General features: G+C 64.4%; 14 protein-coding genes. 3 read left to right on the forward strand and 11 right to left on the reverse strand.

All coding sequences use genetic code 11. The features are described 5' to 3' along the window. Window positions 1–2 precede the first annotated feature (2 nt). From gap to H535_RS0103980, 9 genes are all read right to left on the reverse strand, one after another. Window positions 3–1,013 (reverse strand): type I glyceraldehyde-3-phosphate dehydrogenase, encoded by a 1,011-nt coding sequence (gene gap, locus H535_RS0103940; protein ID WP_026818517.1) that lies wholly within the window; start codon window positions 1,011–1,013, stop codon window positions 3–5. 193 nt (window positions 1,014–1,206) lie between these two features. Beyond that, window positions 1,207–1,833, reverse strand: coding sequence for a superoxide dismutase (locus tag H535_RS0103945; protein WP_026818518.1), 627 nt, complete (start codon window positions 1,831–1,833; stop codon window positions 1,207–1,209). A gap of 139 nt (window positions 1,834–1,972) precedes the next feature. Continuing rightward, window positions 1,973–2,953 carry a DNA-binding protein WhiA gene (whiA, locus tag H535_RS0103950; protein WP_026818519.1) on the reverse strand — a complete coding sequence of 327 codons (981 nt, stop codon included), beginning with the start codon at window positions 2,951–2,953 and terminating at the stop codon, window positions 1,973–1,975. 4 nt (window positions 2,954–2,957) lie between these two features. After that, window positions 2,958–3,986 (reverse strand): gluconeogenesis factor YvcK family protein, encoded by a 1,029-nt coding sequence (locus H535_RS0103955; RefSeq protein WP_026818520.1) that lies wholly within the window; start codon window positions 3,984–3,986, stop codon window positions 2,958–2,960. Next, window positions 3,986–4,885 (reverse strand): RNase adapter RapZ, encoded by a 900-nt coding sequence (rapZ, locus tag H535_RS0103960; RefSeq protein ID WP_026818521.1) that lies wholly within the window; start codon window positions 4,883–4,885, stop codon window positions 3,986–3,988. Before rapZ ends, H535_RS0103955 begins: the two co-directional genes overlap by 1 nt. 329 nt (window positions 4,886–5,214) lie before the next feature. Further along, a complete protein-coding gene (gene uvrC, locus H535_RS0103965; protein WP_026818522.1) occupies window positions 5,215–7,374 on the reverse strand; it encodes an excinuclease ABC subunit UvrC in 2,160 nt (719 codons plus the stop codon). A 71-nt stretch (window positions 7,375–7,445) separates the two neighbouring features. Beyond that, on the reverse strand, window positions 7,446–8,102 hold the full coding sequence (locus tag H535_RS0103970) for a lysophospholipid acyltransferase family protein (protein WP_026818523.1): 657 nt from the start codon (window positions 8,100–8,102) through the stop codon (window positions 7,446–7,448). A gap of 121 nt (window positions 8,103–8,223) precedes the next feature. Continuing rightward, complete coding sequence (gene uvrA, locus H535_RS0103975; RefSeq protein WP_035768225.1) at window positions 8,224–11,109, reverse strand: excinuclease ABC subunit UvrA; 2,886 nt, start codon at window positions 11,107–11,109, stop codon at window positions 8,224–8,226. 129 nt (window positions 11,110–11,238) lie between these two features. Next, window positions 11,239–11,646: a GntR family transcriptional regulator gene (locus H535_RS0103980; protein WP_051298470.1), complete on the reverse strand. Its 408-nt coding sequence runs from the start codon at window positions 11,644–11,646 to the stop codon at window positions 11,239–11,241. Between the two features lie 147 nt (window positions 11,647–11,793). On the opposite strand from H535_RS0103980, the gene H535_RS0103985 reads away from it, so the two are divergent. Next, window positions 11,794–12,429 (forward strand): MBL fold metallo-hydrolase, encoded by a 636-nt coding sequence (locus H535_RS0103985; RefSeq protein WP_026818526.1) that lies wholly within the window; start codon window positions 11,794–11,796, stop codon window positions 12,427–12,429. Window positions 12,430–12,515: 86 nt separating this feature from the next. Here H535_RS0103985 and H535_RS0103990 read toward each other — a convergent pair whose 3' ends face one another. Beyond that, a complete protein-coding gene (locus H535_RS0103990) occupies window positions 12,516–13,232 on the reverse strand; it encodes a PIG-L deacetylase family protein (RefSeq protein WP_035768227.1) in 717 nt (238 codons plus the stop codon). Window positions 13,233–13,310: 78 nt separating this feature from the next. After that, window positions 13,311–14,081, reverse strand: coding sequence for a trans-aconitate 2-methyltransferase (locus H535_RS0103995; protein WP_026818528.1), 771 nt, complete (start codon window positions 14,079–14,081; stop codon window positions 13,311–13,313). A gap of 37 nt (window positions 14,082–14,118) precedes the next feature. Here H535_RS0103995 and H535_RS0104000 point away from each other — a divergent pair, with 37 nt between their 5' ends. Both H535_RS0104000 and H535_RS0104005 read left to right on the forward strand, forming a co-directional pair. Then, the gene (locus H535_RS0104000) at window positions 14,119–16,671 is read left to right on the forward strand and encodes a DEAD/DEAH box helicase (protein WP_026818529.1); all 2,553 of its coding nucleotides are present in this window, start codon (window positions 14,119–14,121) and stop codon (window positions 16,669–16,671) included. Between the two features lie 47 nt (window positions 16,672–16,718). Then, window positions 16,719–18,044: an alpha/beta fold hydrolase gene (locus H535_RS0104005; protein WP_026818530.1), complete on the forward strand. Its 1,326-nt coding sequence runs from the start codon at window positions 16,719–16,721 to the stop codon at window positions 18,042–18,044. The last annotated feature ends 3 nt before the right edge of the window (window positions 18,045–18,047 follow it).

Genomic DNA, 18,047 nt, shown 5'->3' on the forward strand with positions numbered 1-18,047 from the left:
GTTTAGGAGAGCTTGGATGCGACGAGTTCGGTGAGGTCGACGAGACGGTTGGAGTAGCCCCACTCGTTGTCGTACCAGCCGACCACCTTGACCTGGTCGCCGATCACCTTGGTCAGTCCCGAATCCAGGATGCACGATGCAGGATCGGTGGTGATGTCGGCGGAGACCAGCGGGTCTTCGGTGTAGGTGAGGTAACCGGCCAGCTGCCCATCGTCCGCGGCAGCCTTGAATGCGGCGTTCACGTCTTCCTCAGTCACTTCGCGGTCCACCGTCACTGTCAGGTCCGTGGCGGATCCGGTGGGGATCGGCACCCGGATGGCGTAGCCGTCCAGCTTCCCCTTCAGTTCCGGAAGCACCAGGCCGATGGCCTTGGCGGCACCGGTCGAGGTGGGAACCAGGTTGACGCCTGCGGCGCGGGCGCGGCGCAGGTCCTTGTGCGGGCCGTCCTGCAGATTCTGGTCGGCCGTGTAGGCGTGCACTGTGGTCATCAGCCCGCGCTGGATACCGAAGCTGTCGTTGAGGACCTTCGCCATCGGGCCGAGGCAGTTCGTCGTGCAGGACGCGTTGGAGATGATGTGGTGGTTGTCGGGATCATACTGATCGTCGTTCACGCCCAGCACCACGGTCAGGTCTTCGTCGGTGGCCGGCGCGGAGATCAGTACCTTGCGCGCTCCGGCGTCGAGGTGCTTGCGGGCGTCGCCGGCCTTGGTGAAGAAGCCGGTGGATTCGACGACGATATCCGCCCCGAGGTCATCCCAGGGCAGGTTGGCGGGATCCTTCTCCGCCAGCACCTTGATGATCTTGCCCCCGACCACGAGGTTGCCGTCCTTGACCTCGACACTGGCCTTCAACCGGCCGGTCACGCTGTCATATTTCAGCAGATGGGCGAGGGTTTCGGGACTGGTCAGGTCATTCACCGCGACGATCTCAAGGTCTGCGCCCTGCTCCAGAGCGGCACGGAAGAAATTGCGGCCGATCCGGCCGAATCCGTTGATTCCAACACGAGTAGTCACTTCTTTTACTCCTTGTTTGTCATACAGATGGTTCAAATTCCGGAAATGCCGCTCGCACTGCCTGAGCAGGTCCGCAGGTCAGCAGGGACCATTGAAAGCCGCCGTTGGCAATGGGCCCGCCAGCGGCGGCTTTCCATGATTCATACATATTACGCACTGGCCGGCATTGGGCCAGCTATTACTACTGCTCTTACTACTGCAGGGTGATCAATCCGGAGGCGTTATTGCGTGCGCCTTCGAAGCGGCGGGCGACATCCGCCCAGTTCACGATGTTCCAGAACGCCTTGACGTAATCGGGCTTAACGTTGAGGTAATCAAGGTAGAAGGCGTGCTCCCACATGTCCAGCATCAGCAATGGAGTGGTTCCCACCGGAACGTTGCCCTGCTGATCGTAGAGCTGCTCGATCACGAGGCGCTTGCCCAGCGGTTCCCAAGCCAGGATGGCCCAGCCGGAACCCTGCAGGCTTGTGGCCGCGGCAGTGAAGTGGTCCCGGAACTTGTCGAAGGATCCGAAGGTGTCGTCGATGGCAGCGGCCAGCTCGCCCTCGGGCTTGTCGCCGCCGTCCGGCGACATGTTGTTCCAGAACACTGAGTGGTTGATGTGGCCCCCGGTGTGGAAGGCCAGGTCCTTGGAAAGCTTGGGGACATTGGCGAAATCGCCTTTCTCCCGGGCTTCAGCCAACTGTTCAATGGCGGTATTGGCGCCCTTGACGTACGTTGCGTGGTGTTTATCGTGATGCAGCTCCATAATGCGGGCCGAAATATGCGGCTCCAGTGCTGCGTAGTCGTAGGGCAAATCGGGAAGTGTGTACTCGCTCACGAATTCCTCCACCTTTTCACTTTTTCGATCTGAATGGCCTCTCCATCCAGAAACCTGTGTCTGCGCCCGTCGGGACGGACGGTGTCCGGTCCGGCGATGCTAAGGCGACTGATGCACTAGTCCCATCCTATGCACGCATCTACTCTTCCAGCATCTCTGCTGTCACATTGGCGTCGGTTCCGGGCACTCCAAGCTCGGAGGCCCGCTTGTCTGCCATGGCAAGCAGCCTGCGGATCCGCCCGGCGATGGCGTCCTTGGTCATCACCGGCTCGGCCATGCGCCCCAACTCGTCGAGGCTGGCCTGCTTATTCGCCACCCGCAGCTCCCCGGCATACTTCAGGTGCTCGGGCACATCATCGGCCAGCAACTCCAGGGCCCGTTCGACCCTGGCTCCCGCGGCAACTGCAGCCTGCGCTGAACGCCGCAGGTTCGCGTCGTCGAAATTCGCCAGTCGGTTGGCGGTGGCCCGAACTTCCTTGCGCATCCGGCGATCTTCCCAGGTTAACAGGGTTTCGTGGGCGCCCATGCGGGTCAGCAGGGCGGCGATGGTATCGCCGTCGCGGATCACCACACGGTCCACGCTGCGAACTTCGCGCGCCTTGGCGACGATCTCCAGCCTCCGGGCCGAGCCCACCAACGCCAGCGCGGATTCCGGACCCGGGCAGGTCACTTCCAAAGCCGAGGAACGTCCCGGTTCGGTCAGTGATCCGTGGGCCAGGAAGGCACCACGCCACACGGCCTCCGCGTCGGCCGTGGAACCGTTAACCACCACCGATGGAAGTCCGCGCACCGGCCGGCCGCGCGCATCGAGCAATCCCGTCTGCCGGGCCAGGGTTTCACCGTCCTTGACCACGCGCACTACATAGCGGTTGCCCCGCCTCAGTCCACCGCCGGACACGACGATAATCTCGCTGTTGTGTCCGTACACTTCGCCGATTGCGGTGCGCAACCGGCGGGCGGTGGAGGCAAGATCCACCTCCGCCTCGATCACAATCCTGCCCGAGATGATGTGCAACCCGCCGGAGAACCGCAGCATAGCCGAGACTTCAGCCTTGCGGACCGACGATTTCTTCACATCCAGGTGGGAAAGTTCTTCTTTGACTGCCGCAGTCAGCGCCATCGAATTATCCTAACGTTCCTGTGAAAACATCGTGATAGGCCGTCGCCAGCCGGAGCGGGTCATGCACCGGCCGGCCCCCCGGTGCCCCCACTTTACCGAACACGACCTCGGCACCGAGCATCGCGGCCGCACGTTCAAACTCCGCCCGGTCGCCCGTCACCTCCGGGTCGGCCAGCACCACATCCACTCCGAAGTCGGGTGCATAGCGCGCCAGCGCCCGCAAATGGTCCGCGGCGCTCATCCCGGTGGTTTCCTTGGTGTCGAACAGCAGGTTCATCGTCAGGCACCGCTTTGCCGGAGTCTGGCAGAGGGCGTCGCGCAGTTCGGGCAGCAACAGGTGCGGCAGCACAGACGTGTACCACGACCCGGGCCCCAGCACCACCCAGTCGGCAAGTTCGATCGCGTTGAGGGCATCGACGCAGGCAGGCGCATCGGGCGGGATCAATCTCACGTTCTGCACGTTCCCCGCCACTGCCAGGGACGCCTGCCCGGTAATCGTCTCAACGATGGACTCGTCTCCCGGCCCCGTCGAGGGCACATCACCTTCGATCGTCAGCGGCACGCTCGCCATCGGCAGCACCTGCCCCCGCGCCCCCAACAGGGCTCCGGCCCATTGCAGGCCCGCCACCGGGTCGCCCAGCAGTTCCCACAGCGTGACAATCAGCAGATTGCCCATGGCGTGGCCCTGCAGCGACCCGGCCGGTGCCCGCTCCGACAGGAAGCGGTGCTGCATCACATCGCGCCAGGTCCTGCCCCAGTCTGTATCGTCGCACAACGCGGACAGTGCCATGCGCAGGTCCCCCGGGGGCAGTACTCCCATCTCCTGCCGCAGCCGTCCGGATGAACCGCCGTCGTCGGCCACGGTGACAATGGCCGTCAAGTCCGAGGTAAGCAGCCGCAGTGCAGACAACGACGCCGACAGTCCGTGCCCGCCTCCGAGGGCGACGACGGCCGGGTCCGTCTCTTGATGCTGCGGGACAGGCGCCGACGACGGCACCGGCACCATGGGCAACGGTCCGGTGCGGATGGCCATTATTCGCGTCCCAGATCGCGGTGACTGGTGGTCACTGTGACCATCGGCAGTTGCGCCAATCTCTTGGCCAGCTCAGCGCTGACGGCGACCGAACGGTGTTTGCCACCGGTGCAGCCGACGGCAATAGTCGCATAGTGCTTGTTTTCCCGCCGGTATCCGGCCAGCACCGGTTCGAGGGCATGGACATAGCGCTCGACGAATTCTTCGGCCCCCGAATCCACCAGCACGAAGTCGCTGACTTCCTGGTCCATCCCGGTGAGCGGCCGCAACTGCGGCACCCAGTGCGGGTTGGGGATGAACCGGACGTCGGCCACGAAATTGGCGTCGACAGGCAGTCCATACTTGAATCCGAAGCTCATCACGTTCAGCCGCAGCACAATGGGGCCGCTGGCTGAGAAGTATTCGGTGATATCGGTGGCCAGTTCATGGACGTTGAGGTCGGTGGTCTCGACCACCATGGTCGACATCTCCTTGAGCTCGTGGAGCACCTCCCGCTCCGTGGCGATACCGTCCAGGATCCTGCCGTCGCCCTGCAGCGGGTGGGGGCGGCGACCCTGTTCGAACCGCCGGACGAGCACATCGTCGCTGGCATCCAGGAACAGCACGCGGAAGCTCACCCCGCTGGCGCTCAGATGAGTCAGGGCGTCGCGGATATCGCTGAACAGTGCCTTGCTGCGCACGTCCACCACGACCGCAAGCTTGGGAATGGACTGCGGCATGCGGGAGACGAGGTCCGTCAGCGTCACCAGCATTTGGGGTGGAAGGTTCTCTACTACGTACCAGCCGTGGTCCTCCAGCGCGTTGGCCGCGGTGCTTCGTCCTGCACCGGACATTCCGGTGACCACCAGCAGTTCCGACTCGGTGGGTTTTACCGGCGTCAGGTCTTCCGTCTGGGTCATGCTCCCCGTCCTGTTAGTGCCTCCGGCACAGTCTTCATTGCCTTCTCTCCCCCAAGCCTAGCGCGAGGGGCCCCAAGCACACGCTTTTCGTGGTTGGGGTAGCGCGACGGCGCTAGCGCGAGGGGCCGTCACGCCCACCCATCGCCGGAATGCTCCGCTTTGGGACATTTGACCGGCGGCGCCGCCGGTCAAATGTCCCAAAGCGGAGCAAATCTCCTCTCCCGGGCCTCGATCACGCTCCCTGCCGCGACCGGCCCCGATCCGGCACTCGTTGGCCCTAGGATCCGGCACTCCCGGGCCTTTTATCCGGCTCCCTGACCTTGACTCGGTCAGGGATCGAGGATCTCCCCGGTGGTCATGTTCACACCGTGCGGGGCCGGATCGCCCTGCGCTGCCGCCGTCTCCTCCGGGCCCGCCCCCTCATCCCGGGCGGCCTCGTCCCGGGCGCCTTCATTCGGCCCGGATGAGCCGCCGGACAGCTGCCCGTAGATGGTCTCCGCCAGGGCCGGCCCGATCCCCTGGGCTTCCTGCAGCTGCTCCGGATCCGCCTGTTTGATCTTCTTGACCGATCCGAAGTGCTTCAGCAGCGCCTTCCGCTTGGCCGGGCCAAGGCCGGCGATGGAGTCCAGGGCCGACGTCGTCATCGCCTTGCCACGCTTCTGCCGGTGGAACGTGATAGCAAACCGGTGCGCCTCATCACGAACGCGCTGCAACAGGAACAAGGCCTGGGAAGCACGCGGCAGGATCACGGGGAAGTCGCTGTGCGGAACCCATACTTCTTCCAGCCGCTTCGCGAGGCCGATGACGTACACGTCCTCAATGCCCAGGTCGTCGAGTGCCTGGCTGGCCGCGGCAACTTGTGGCGGACCGCCGTCGACGACGACGAGGTTGGGCGGGTAGGCGAACTTGCCCGTGGGGGTGGACGTCGTCGTGTCCATCCGTGCCTCATCGCCTGCTCCGGATGGATGCCCGGCCTGCTGCCTCGTTCCCGCCGCCGGGTGCTGGCCGGCGGCGATTTCCGCAGTGCCGGCCGTGCCAGCATTATCCGCAGTGTCAGCGGTGCCGACGCTTTCAGAAGAGGCTTCCTTCTCCGACAGGTAGTTCCGGAACCGTCTGGTGACCACGTCGTACATGGAAGCCGTGTCGTCCCGTGCCGCGTCGCCGGTGACGGAGAACTTCCGGTATTCGGTTTTCCTCGGCAGCCCGTCCTCGACCACCACCATGGACCCCACCACGTTGGTTCCGGACACATGGGAAATATCGAAGCACTCAATCCGCATCAACGGGACGGGTACTTCCAGCGCCTCCTGCAGTTCCTGCAGGGCCGCGGACCTGGTGGTCAGGTCTCCGGCACGGCGGGACTTGTGCAGCTTCAAGGCATGCTCCGCATTTTCATGGACCGTCCGCTGCAGTGCCGCTTTGTCACCGCGCTGCGGAACCTTCACGTCAACCTTTGAACCTCGCAGGTCGCGCAGCCACTGACTCAGTTCGGGAGCATTCGCCGGCAGTTCGGGGACCAGAATCTGGCGTGGGATCTTCTCGCTGGCCCGGGTGGCCTCACCATACACCTGCTGGATCAGGTGCTCGATGAGATCGGCCTCGGAGGCGTCCTCGACCTTTTCCACGACCCAGCCGCGCTGTCCGCGAATCCTGCCGCCCCGCACGTGGAACACCTGGACGGCGGCTTCCAGCTCATCCCCGCTGAGCGCGAAAATGTCGGCATCAGTATCTTCGCCCAGCACGACGGCCTGCCGTTCGAATACCTTCCGCAGTGCTGCCACGTCGTCGCGCAGTTTGGCCGCCCGTTCGTAGTCGAGCTCGGCGACGGCCTCCGCCATCTGCTCTTCCAGGCCGCTGATGAACTGCTTTGCCTGTCCATTCATGAACGAGCAGAATTCCGCGGCAAGCGCCTGGTGGTCCTCCGGCGAAATCCGGCCAACGCAGGGGGCGGAGCACTTGTCGATGTATCCCAGCAGGCACGGCCGCCCGCTGCGCTGGGCCCGGTTGAACACTCCATTGCTGCAGGTGCGGACCGGAAAGACGCGCAGCAGCGTATCGACCGTTTCCCTGATGGCCCACACCTGGCTGTAGGGGCCGAAGTAGCGGGTCCCCTTGTTCCGGTCTCCGCGCATCACCTGCACGCGGGGATACTTCTCCCCCATCGTCACTGCCAGGTACGGATACGACTTGTCGTCCCGGAAGGCAATGTTGAAGCGTGGATTGAACTCCTTGATCCAGGTGAACTCGAGCTGCAGCGCTTCGTATTCGCTGCGGACCACCGTCCACTCGACGCTTGCCGCCGTGAACACCATGGCGCGGGTCTTGGGCATCAGCCCCCGCGGACTGGCGAAGTACGAATTCAACCTCGACCGGAGGTTCTTCGCCTTTCCGACATAGATCACCCGCCGGTGTTCGTCCCTGAAACGGTAAACACCCGGATTCGTCGGAATTTCGCCTGTGGAGGGGCGGTAACTTGCTGGGTCTGCCACAATTCCATCCTAGTGATGCTGCACGGCCAACACCGCATCGGCGGAGGCGTCAGGCCGCTCGCGATGTCAGGTCAGCTTTTGTTGTAGGTTGCCGCCCGTTGCTGGCCGGTCAATGCCGCGATGGCATCCATGATCTCGTCGGTGGTGGACCGTCGGGCCGGCAGCGAGTGGTCGGGACCGACCTTGTCGAAGTACAGAGGGGCACCGATCTTCATGGTGAAGTGTCGGGGCCTGGCCATCATCCGGCCGGCAGGTTGCAGCTTCTCTGTGCCGATCAGCCCGACGGGAACCACAGGCGCCCCGGTGGTCAGCGCCAGCCAGCCGACGCCGGTGCGTCCACGGTAGAGCATGCCGTCACGCGACCTGGTTCCTTCCGGATAAATGCCGAATGAATCACCATTGTCGAGGATTTCCAGTGCCGTCTTCAGCGCAGCGACGCTTGCCGCTTGCTCTCCGCGCTCCACCGGAACCGATCCAACCCCATTAAAGAACCACCGCCACAGCACACCCTTGGGGCCCTTGGACGTAAAGTATTCCGCCTTGGCGAAGAAAGCCACCTTGCGGGGCATCAGGGCCTGCACAATGACGCTGTCGAAAAAGGACAGGTGGTTGGGGGCGACGATGACGGGACCAGAGGACGGAAAATTCTCCATTCCGGAGATGGTCGGCCGGCACATACTCCGGATCATTGCCCGAGTGGTGGAGCGCGACAGATCGTATACCGCCACGCCGTCTCCTCCTTGGCCTCGTCTGACTGACGGCTTAGTTTCTCACGAGCCGGCAGACCCGCAAAAATCACTAAAAATCAGCAAGAATCACCGTCCACTCGCATTCCGGCGACAGCATATATCAGTCGAGAACTCCGGCCAGGAAGGTGCCGGTATGGCTGGCATCTATGGTCGCCACCTGTTCGGGCGTGCCCGATGCGACGATTTGTCCGCCGCCGGAACCGCCTCCCGGGCCCAGGTCCACCACCCAGTCCGCGCTCTTGATCACGTCCAGGTTATGTTCAATGATGATGACGGTGTTGCCCTTGTCCACCAGGCTCTGCAGCACATTGAGCAGCTTCCGGATGTCCTCGAAATGCAGCCCCGTCGTCGGTTCATCCAGCACGTAGATGCTGCGGCCATTCGACCGTTTCTGCAGCTCACTGGCCAGCTTGACCCGCTGCGCCTCGCCGCCGGACAGCGTCGTGGCCGGTTGCCCCAGGCGGACGTAGCCCAGGCCGACGTCGACAAGTGTCCTGAGGTGCCGGGCAATTGGCGCAAAGGCCGCGAAGAATTCCGCCCCGTCCTCGATCGACATCTCCAGCACGTCGGCAATCGTCTTGCCCTTGTAATGGACCTCAAGCGTCTCCCGGTTGTACCGGGCGCCGTGGCACACCTCGCACGGCACGTACACATCGGGCAGGAAGTTCATTTCGATCTTCAAGGTGCCATCGCCCGAACAAGCTTCGCACCGGCCGCCCTTGACGTTGAAGGAGAAGCGGCCCGGCAAATACCCGCGGACCTTCGCCTCGGTGGTTTCCGCGAAGAGCTTGCGGATGTGATCGAACACGCCGGTGTAGGTGGCGGGATTGGAACGGGGAGTGCGGCCGATGGGGCTCTGGTCCACGTGGATGATCTTGTCCAGGTGTTCCAGGCCCTCGATCTTCCGGTGGCGCCCGGCGACCTGCTTGGCGCCGTTGAGCTTATTGGCCAGCGACTTGTACAGGATGTCATTGACCAGCGTGGACTTCCCCGACCCGCTGACGCCGGTCACGGCGGTGAACAGTCCCAGCGGGAACGTCGCCTCGACATTGCGCAGGTTGTGCTCATACGCACCGACGACCTTGAGCCGGCGGCTCTTGTCGGCTTTGCGCCGGCGTTCCGGAACCCCGATCTCTTTACGTCCGGCCAGATAGTCGCCGGTGAGCGACTGTTTGTTCTCCAGCAGGTCGGTGTACGTTCCGGAGTGGACGACTTGGCCGCCGTGTTCGCCGGCGCCGGGGCCGATGTCCACGATCCAGTCAGCATGCTGGATGGTGTCTTCGTCATGCTCGACGACGATGAGCGTGTTGCCCAGGTCGCGCAGCCGGGTCAGCGTATCGATCAGCCGCCGGTTGTCACGCTGGTGCAGGCCGATGGACGGCTCGTCCAGCACGTACAGCACGCCGACCAGCCCGGAGCCGATCTGGGTGGCCAGCCGGATGCGCTGTGCCTCGCCGCCGGAAAGCGTACCGGCGGCCCGTTCCAGATTCAGGTAGTCGAGGCCGACATCGAGCAGGAAGTTCAGCCGTGCCTGAATTTCGATCAGCACCTGGTGGGCGATCTGTGTTTCACGGTCGGTCAACGACAGGGAGTTCAGGAACGCTGCACATTCGCGCATCGGCATGGCCGACACTTCAGCGATGGACTTGCCATTAATCAGCACCGACAGCGATGCCGGATTCAGCCGCGCACCGCCACATTCCGGGCAGGGAGTCTCGCGCATGTACTGCTCGTACCGGTCCCTGGCGTGGTCCGACTCTGTCTCCAGGTGCTTCCGCTGGATGTATTGAACCGCGCCCTCGAACCCGGTGCTGTACTTCCGTTCGCGCCCGAACCGGTTCCGGTATTGGACGACGACCTTATGGTCTTTGCCGTACAGCGCCGCTTCGCGGGCCCGGTCCGGCAACTTGCGCCACGGGTCGTCCATGGAGAAACCCAGTTCGTTCGACAGGCCGCTCAGCAGCCGTGTCCAGTACTGCAGCGTCGCCGTCCCCAGCGCCCAGGGGGCGATGGCTCCTTCGGCCAGCGACATCTCCGGATTGGGCACCACCAGGTCCTCGTCAACTTCGAGCTTGGAACCAATACCCGTGCAGGCCGGACAGGCGCCAAAGGGATTGTTGAAGGAAAAGGACCGGGGTTCGATCTCGTCGATGGCCAGCGGATGCTCATTGGGGCACGCCAGATTCTCGGAAAACGGGCGGGTCCGCCCCGGCGCATCGGCGTCGAGATCGACGAAGTCCACCAGCACCCGCCCCTCGGCCAGACCGAGGGCGGTTTCGACGGAGTCGGTCAGCCGCTGCCGGATTCCTTCCTTGCTGACCAACCGGTCGACGACCACTTCGATGGAATGCTTGTACTGCTTCCCCAGTTTCGGTGGTTCGGAGAGCTGGACCAGTTCCCCGTCCACCCGCGCACGGGAGTAGCCCTTGGAGGAGAGCTCGGCGAACAAGTCGACGAATTCGCCTTTGCGGCCGCGCACCACGGGGGCCAGCACCTGGAAGCGGGTGCGCTCGGGCAACTCCAGCAGCTGGTCCACGATCTGCTGCGGCGTCTGCTTTGTCACTGGCTCGCCGCACACCGGACAGTGCGGCCGGCCGACCCGTGCCCACAGCAGGCGCATGTAATCGTAGATTTCGGTGATGGTGCCGACGGTCGAGCGAGGATTCCTGCTGGTGGATTTCTGGTCGATCGACACCGCGGGGGACAGCCCCTCGATAAAATCCACGTCCGGCTTGTCGACCTGGCCGAGGAATTGCCGGGCGTAGGCTGACAACGACTCGACGTAGCGACGCTGCCCTTCGGCGAAGATGGTGTCGAAGGCCAGCGATGACTTGCCGGAGCCGGAGAGTCCGGTGAACACGATGATGGCGTCCCGCGGCAGGTCAAGATGAACGTTCTGCAGGTTGTGCTCCCGCGCACCCTTAACCACGAGGCGGGATAGATCAGCAGCTGAATATGTGGAACCGGCAGGCGCCGGCGCTGTCATTGCTTTTGGCACGCACTCACTCTAATCGAAAATCAGTTCGAATACATCATACGACACACCAATGCGGGCGGACCATGCCGCTTCCGCGCTCGATCCGCACCTTGGTGGTCCCAGTTTATCGCCGGCCGCTCACGCGTCGTACCCCTCCCGCTGCAACGCTGCCTTCAGCAACGCCACTGCTTCGGCGCCGGTGGCACCTTGGCTGCGGACGACATCGGCGTAGGCCGCCGCTGCCCGCGTCAACCGTTTGCGACCCTCATCTGTTCCCGGTGACACCACGGTCCCGGCCCGCGAGCGCGTGTGGACGAGCTCTGCGTGTTCGAGTTCACGGTAAGCGCGGGCGACGGTATTGACGGCCAGCGACAGCCGTCCCGCGAGCGCGCGAACTGCCGGCAACTTTGTGCCTGCGGGCAGCCGGCCGGTATGGATGGCCTCAGCGATCCCGCCGCGAATTTGCTCATAGGGCGGCGTCGCGGCCGATGCGTCGACAACGAGCCATTGCAGTACCTTATCCCGGCTTTTCGCCTCTGCTGCCATACGCACCTTCCTCTCCCCGGCACCGGCGGATCCATACCGTGCCGGCACAATGACATTCTGGCATGCAGCGTCAGTGGGCGGCACGTCCCGCCAATGGCAATTGTTGCCTCACGCAACTGTTGCTGACAAGGCCGCTATGCTGGGGGCATGTACGACTTGGCTGAAATCACCATCCGAAGCATCTCCGTCGGACCTATGGATAACAACGTCTACCTGTTGACCTCCAAGTCCTCAGGTGATCAGGTCCTCATCGACGCCGCCAACGAGGCTGACGCCGTACTCGACCTGATTGACACCGGAAAAAACGACAGCCCGGCGGCTCACTTGGTGTTGATCGCCACGACGCATTCCCACCATGACCATGTGCAGGCTTTGGGCAAGGTCCATCAGGTGACCCAGGCCCGCACGGCCGCCGGCAGTGAGGATGCTCCTGACCTCCCCATTCCGACCGACGTGCTGTTGGAGCATGGTGACGTGGGCCAGTTCGATGGCTTTTCGCTGGAGGCCATCAAGTTGCGTGGCCATACCCCCGGCTCGGTCGCGTTCCTGTACCGGGATCCGCACGGCCCCGACCACCTCTTCAGCGGTGACTCCCTCTTTCCGGGAGGCCTGGGCAACACGCAGCAGGACCCGGACCGTTTCGAGTCGCTGTACAACGACGCCGTCAGCCGGGTCTTCGATGTTCTCGACGACGATACGGTGGTCCACCCCGGCCACGGCACCTCGACCACTGTGGGCGCCGAAAGGCCCCATCTGGGCGAGTGGAAAGAACGCGGCTGGTAACCACGGGCGGCTGAGACACCACTCAGACACCGCCAAGTCACCCCTAAGACACTGCGGGGCCGCTAAAAGCGGTGCGGCCGCCGGAGCTAGAGGTTGTAGAGCTCGAACGCCACCCGGGCCTGGTCAGGATCACCGCCGGTGACCATGTCCACCTGGCGTTGCGCCTGCTCCCGGACGGGATCACTGCTCAAGGCCTGCAGATACTGTTCATGTTCAGCCAGCGAATCAACTGCACGGGCGACGCTGTCCGCGGATACCGGTGTGACGTGGGTCGGCTGCATGGACATCACGGCCACCCAGCGCACGCCGTCCCAGGGCGCAAACCCGTCAACTTTGAGCTCTTCGAATATCCAGGCGTTTGAGGCATCGGCCGCGGCATCCAGGACGGACCGCCCGACCGCCCGGTGGTCGGCGCTGTTCCACGCTCCAGGGGCCCAGGTGTCATGGTGGTTCAGGGTGATCACCAGATGCGGTTTGAACCGCCGGATCTCCCGGGCAAAATCCCTGCGCAACGCCAGCGACTGCTCGATCCGCCCGTCCGGGTAGCCCAGGAACGTCAGGTCGTCGACGCCAACCGCTTCGCAGGCGCGCCGCTGTTCCGCTTCCCGCACACGTGCCGACTCCGCCGGCGGCAGCGGCGCAATGCCGGCTTCCCCCTTCGAAGCGAGCACGTAAGCGACTTCTTTGCCGGCAGCGGTCCATTCGGCCACTGCCGCCCCGGCCCCGTACTCGGCATCATCCGGGTGGGCCATGATGAGCAGCGCCCTGGTCCAGTCGTCCGGCATGTTTTCGAGATCTTCCATGATCCGCCCTCTCGCCCGTGGTCGCCGCGGCGCGCGCCGTTCCTTCCAGTCCCACCGTACCCGCGACGGACCAAGCCGTCAGCGCTTCCTCCCGACGCAAAAGATCCGGCGGAAGGGGAAGACGGTCCCGTGTTCCCCGCGGGGATAGGCCTGCCGCAATGCGGCCGCATATTCGGATTCGAACTGCCCGGCGTCGTCATTATTGAGGACTTCCAGTACCGGTCGCAGGCCCGTGCCCCGGACCCAGTCCAGCACCGGGTCCTCCCCCTGCAGCAGCTGCAGGTAGGTGGTCTCCCAGGCATCGGTGCTGAAACCGGCGTCGAGCATCAGCTGCAGGTACTCTTCCGGGCCGGCGACGGCGTCACTGCCGCGCAGCACTGCCCCCAATTGCCCCGACCACCGCACAGAAGCCGCCAGTTCCCGCATCAGCGCATGGGACGGCGCATCGAAGTTGCCGGGCACCTGCAACGCGAACCACGCTCCGCGTCCCAGCTCCCCCAGCCAGCGAGTGAGCAGCCGGTCATGCCCGGGAACCCATTGCAGCAACGCATTGGAGACGACGACGTCGGCCCCGATCGCCCGCCAATCGCGCACATCGGCCTGCTCGAACCGGACATTGGGCGTATCGTGCGCCGCCTGGGCGCGAGCGATCATCCGCTGCGATGCGTCGACACCGAGCACGTTGGCACGCGGCCAGCGGTTGGCCAGCGCCACGGTCAGGTTGCCCGGACCACAGCCGAGATCCACCACCGTCTGAGGGGCAGTGGCTGAAATGCGGTCGGTGAGGTCGAAAAAGGGGCGGTCGCGATAGTCGCCGAACATTGCGTACTGCTCTGGATCCCATTTCATGGCTCCACCTTACTGGCGGCCCGATACGCTGGAATGGATGAACTTAGCTGACCGCCTCCCCGCCCCGGGCACGGGCACCGCACCGATGCCCGATGACGTCTATACCTCCTTCCTGGAATGGAACGAGGCTCAAGGCCTCGAATTGTACGCAGCCCAGGACGAGGCGGTGATGGAGCTGGTCACCGGCGCGAACGTCATCCTGGCCACGCCCACCGGTTCCGGCAAGTCGCTGGTGGCCGTGGCAGCGCACTTCCACGCCCTGGCCACCGGGCAGCGGAGCTATTACACGGCTCCGATCAAGGCGCTGGTCTCGGAGAAGTTCTTCGCGCTGTGTTCCGTGTTCGGCGCGGACAACGTCGGCATGGTGACCGGCGACACCGCGGTCAACCGGGATGCGCCCATCATCTGCTGCACGGCCGAGATCCTCGCCAATATTGCGCTGCGCGAGGGTGCCGAAGCCACGCTGGGCACGGTGATCATGGACGAGTTCCACTTCTATTCGGACCCGCAGCGCGGGTGGGCCTGGCAGGTGCCGCTGCTGGAGCTTCCGCAGGCCCAGTTCCTGCTGATGTCGGCCACCCTCGGCGATGTCAGCCGGTTCGAGGACACGCTGACGGAGCTGACCGGCAAATCCACCGCCACCGTCAGTTCCGCCGAACGGCCGGTCCCGCTGCATTTTTACTACGTCGAGACCACGGTGCACGAATCGCTGGAGGAGTTGCTGGCCACCCGGCAGGCACCGGTGTATGTGGTCCACTTCAGCCAGCTCGAGGCGATCGAGCGCGCGCAGCATTTGATGAGTATCAACATGTGCACCCGCGACGAGAAGGACCAGATTGCCGAGCTCATCGGCGACTTCCGGTTCGCGGCCGGTTTCGGCAAGGCCCTGAGCCGGCTGGTGCGTCACGGCATCGGGGTACACCATGCCGGGATGCTGCCCAAGTACCGCAGGCTGGTGGAACAGCTGGCGCAGGCGGGGCTGCTGAAGGTCATCTGCGGCACCGATACCCTCGGCGTCGGCATTAATGTGCCGATCCGCACCGTGCTGTTGACAGCGCTGAGCAAGTACGACGGCGTGAGGACCCGGTTGCTGTCCGCGCGGGAATTCCACCAGGTCGCCGGCCGGGCCGGCAGGGCCGGGTACGACGCGGCCGGCACTGTCGTCGTACAGGCTCCCGAGCATGTGGTGGAAAATGCCAAGGCGATGGCGAAAGCCAAGGCGAAGTTCGGGGATGATTCAAAGAAGCTGCGGCAGGTGGTGAAGAAGAAGCCGTCGTCGGGCTTTGTCTCCTGGGGCAAGCCGACCTTTGAGCGGCTGGTCGAATCGCCGCCGGAGCCGCTGACCTCCAGCTTCACGGTCACACATTCGATGCTGCTGAACCTGCTGGAGCGCCCGGGCAACCCGTTCACGGCGGCCCGCCGGCTGCTGACCGCCAACCATGAAAACCGCCCCGCCCAGCGGCGGCTGATGCTCAAGGCACTCGCCATCTTCCGGGAGTTGCTCAACGCCGGTGTGGTGGAACGGATGTCCGAGCCTGAACCGTCCGGGCGCACGGTCCGGCTGACCACGCATCTGCAGGAGAACTTCGCGCTGAACCAGCCTCTCTCCCCCTTTGCGCTGGCCAGCCTGGAGCTGCTTGATCCGCAGTCCGCTTCCTATGCCCTCGACGTCTTGTCCGTTATTGAGGCGACGCTGGACCAGCCGCGCCAAATCCTGCGCGCCCAGGAGTTCAAAGCCCGTGGCGACGCCGTCGCGTCGATGAAGGCCGAAGGCATGGAGTACGAGGAACGGATGAATGCGCTGGAGGAGGTGACGTATCCGCAGCCGCTGGCCGAACTGCTGTTCCAGGCCTTCGACGTCTATCGCCAGGGGGCGCCCTGGGTCGCGGACTTCGAACTGTCGCCCAAATCAATCATCCGTGACATGTACGAGCGGGCGATGAACTTCGGCGAGTTCGTGGCCTTCCACCAGCTGGCCCGGTCCGAGGGCATTGTGCTGCGCTACCTCGCTGACGGGTACAAGGCGCTGCGCCAGACCGTGCCCGTCGAGGCACTGCGGGAGGACCTTCAGGATCTCATTGCCTGGTTGGGTGAGCTGGTGCGGCAGGTGGACTCCAGCCTGCTGGACGAATGGGAGCAACTAACCTCTGGCGCCGCCACGACCGCCGAAGACGTGCCCCGCCCGGACAGCCTTCCGGCCGGACCGCCGGCGTTGACGTCGAATGTCAGGGCCTTCAGGGTGATGGTCCGCAATGAATTGTTCCGCCGGGTGGAGCTGGCCGCTCTCGATGACGTGGATGCGCTGGGAGCCATGGACCAGGACTCCGGGTGGGCCACAGACCGGTGGGCGGATGCCTTGGACGACTATTGGGATGAGTATGAGGATATCGGAACCGGCGCCGAGGCCCGCGGTCCGGCGTTGCTGAGCATCACCGAGGGCAGCGATAAGTGGTTGGTCCGCCAGATATTCGATGATCCGGCCGGTGACCACGACTGGGGTATCAGCGCCGAGGTGGATCTTGCCGCATCCAACGAGGCAGGTGCCGCCGTCGTCCGGGTCACCGACGTCGGACCCTTGCAGACGGTGTAATGGGCGGCCACACTGGCCCGGCGCGACCACACCGGTAGGCTCGGACCATGGGTTCAGCAACCGCAGCACACCGGATGATAAGCACCGTTGACCGCGCCGGGATGCGGCTGACGGATCATCAGTTCGATGTCCCGCTCAACCATGGGACCCCGCAGGGCGAATCACTGCGGATCTTCGCCCGCGAAGCAGTGGACCCGGGACGCTTCCCTGACACGGCGCTGGAGGACGCGCCCTGGCTGCTCTATCTGCAGGGCGGACCCGGGATGGCCGCGAACCGGCCGCTGGAGCTGAGCGGCTGGTTGAAAGAAGCCTTGAAGCATTTCCGGGTGCTGCTGCTGGACCAGCGGGGAACCGGTCGGTCCAGCCCGGTGAACCGGCAGACGCTGCCAACGCGGGGCGGCGTCGAGGAGCAGGTGCAGTTCCTGCGGCATTTCCGCGCCGACTCTATCGTGGCTGACGCGGAACTGATCCGCACGGCGCTGGGATCCGGGCCGTGGAGCATTCTGGGCCAAAGCTTCGGCGGCTTCTGCGCCCTGACCTACCTTTCGGCTGCGCCGCACGGGCTCCGTGAAACGATGATCACCGGCGGGCTCGGACCGGTCGCCGGAACGGCGGCCGACGTCTACCGGGAAACCTATGCCGCAGTCCAGGCGCGGAACGAGGAATTCTACGGCTGGTACCCGCAGGATGTGGCTGCTGCCCTGCGGATCGCCGCCCACGTGGAACGCGTTCCCGAATACCTCCCCACCGGTGAGCGATTGTCGGTCCGTCGCTTCCAGATGCTGGGCATGCTGCTGGGCGGCAATGCCCGCGTCCACGAGCTCCACTTCCTGTTGGAGGATCCTTTCGTAGACACCGCGGCCGGGCCACGGTTATCGGATGGATTCCTGCACCAGGCCGGATCGATCCTCAGCTTCGCCGCGAATCCGCTGTACGCGCTGATGCACGAATCCATCTATGCCCAGGGGGCCTCCTCCGGATGGGCGGCATGGCACGAAAGCCACCATTGGCCACAGTTCGGACCCGATGCCGATCCACTGTTGTTCACCGGTGAGATGATCCATCCCTGGCTGTTTACCGAAGACCCCGCGCTGGTGCCGCTGGCCGGCACCGCCAGGGCGCTGGCGGACATCGACGACTGGCCTGCGCTGTACGACCTGGACCAGCTGGGGCGTAATGAAGTTCCCGCCGCAGCTGCCGTGTATGCGGACGACATCTTTGTCCCGCACAGCACGTCAATGCAGACGGCCGCCGCCGTGCAGGGCCTGCGGGTCTGGGAAACGTCCGAGTATCATCACGACGGCCTGCGGCAGGACGGGGAACGGGTATTCAGGCAGCTCCTCGAGCGGTGCCGGGCGTCGCGGCACCGGTGACCT

The organism is Arthrobacter castelli DSM 16402 (assembly GCF_000430705.1).
Classification (GTDB): Bacteria; Actinomycetota; Actinomycetes; order Actinomycetales; family Micrococcaceae; genus Arthrobacter_C; species Arthrobacter_C castelli.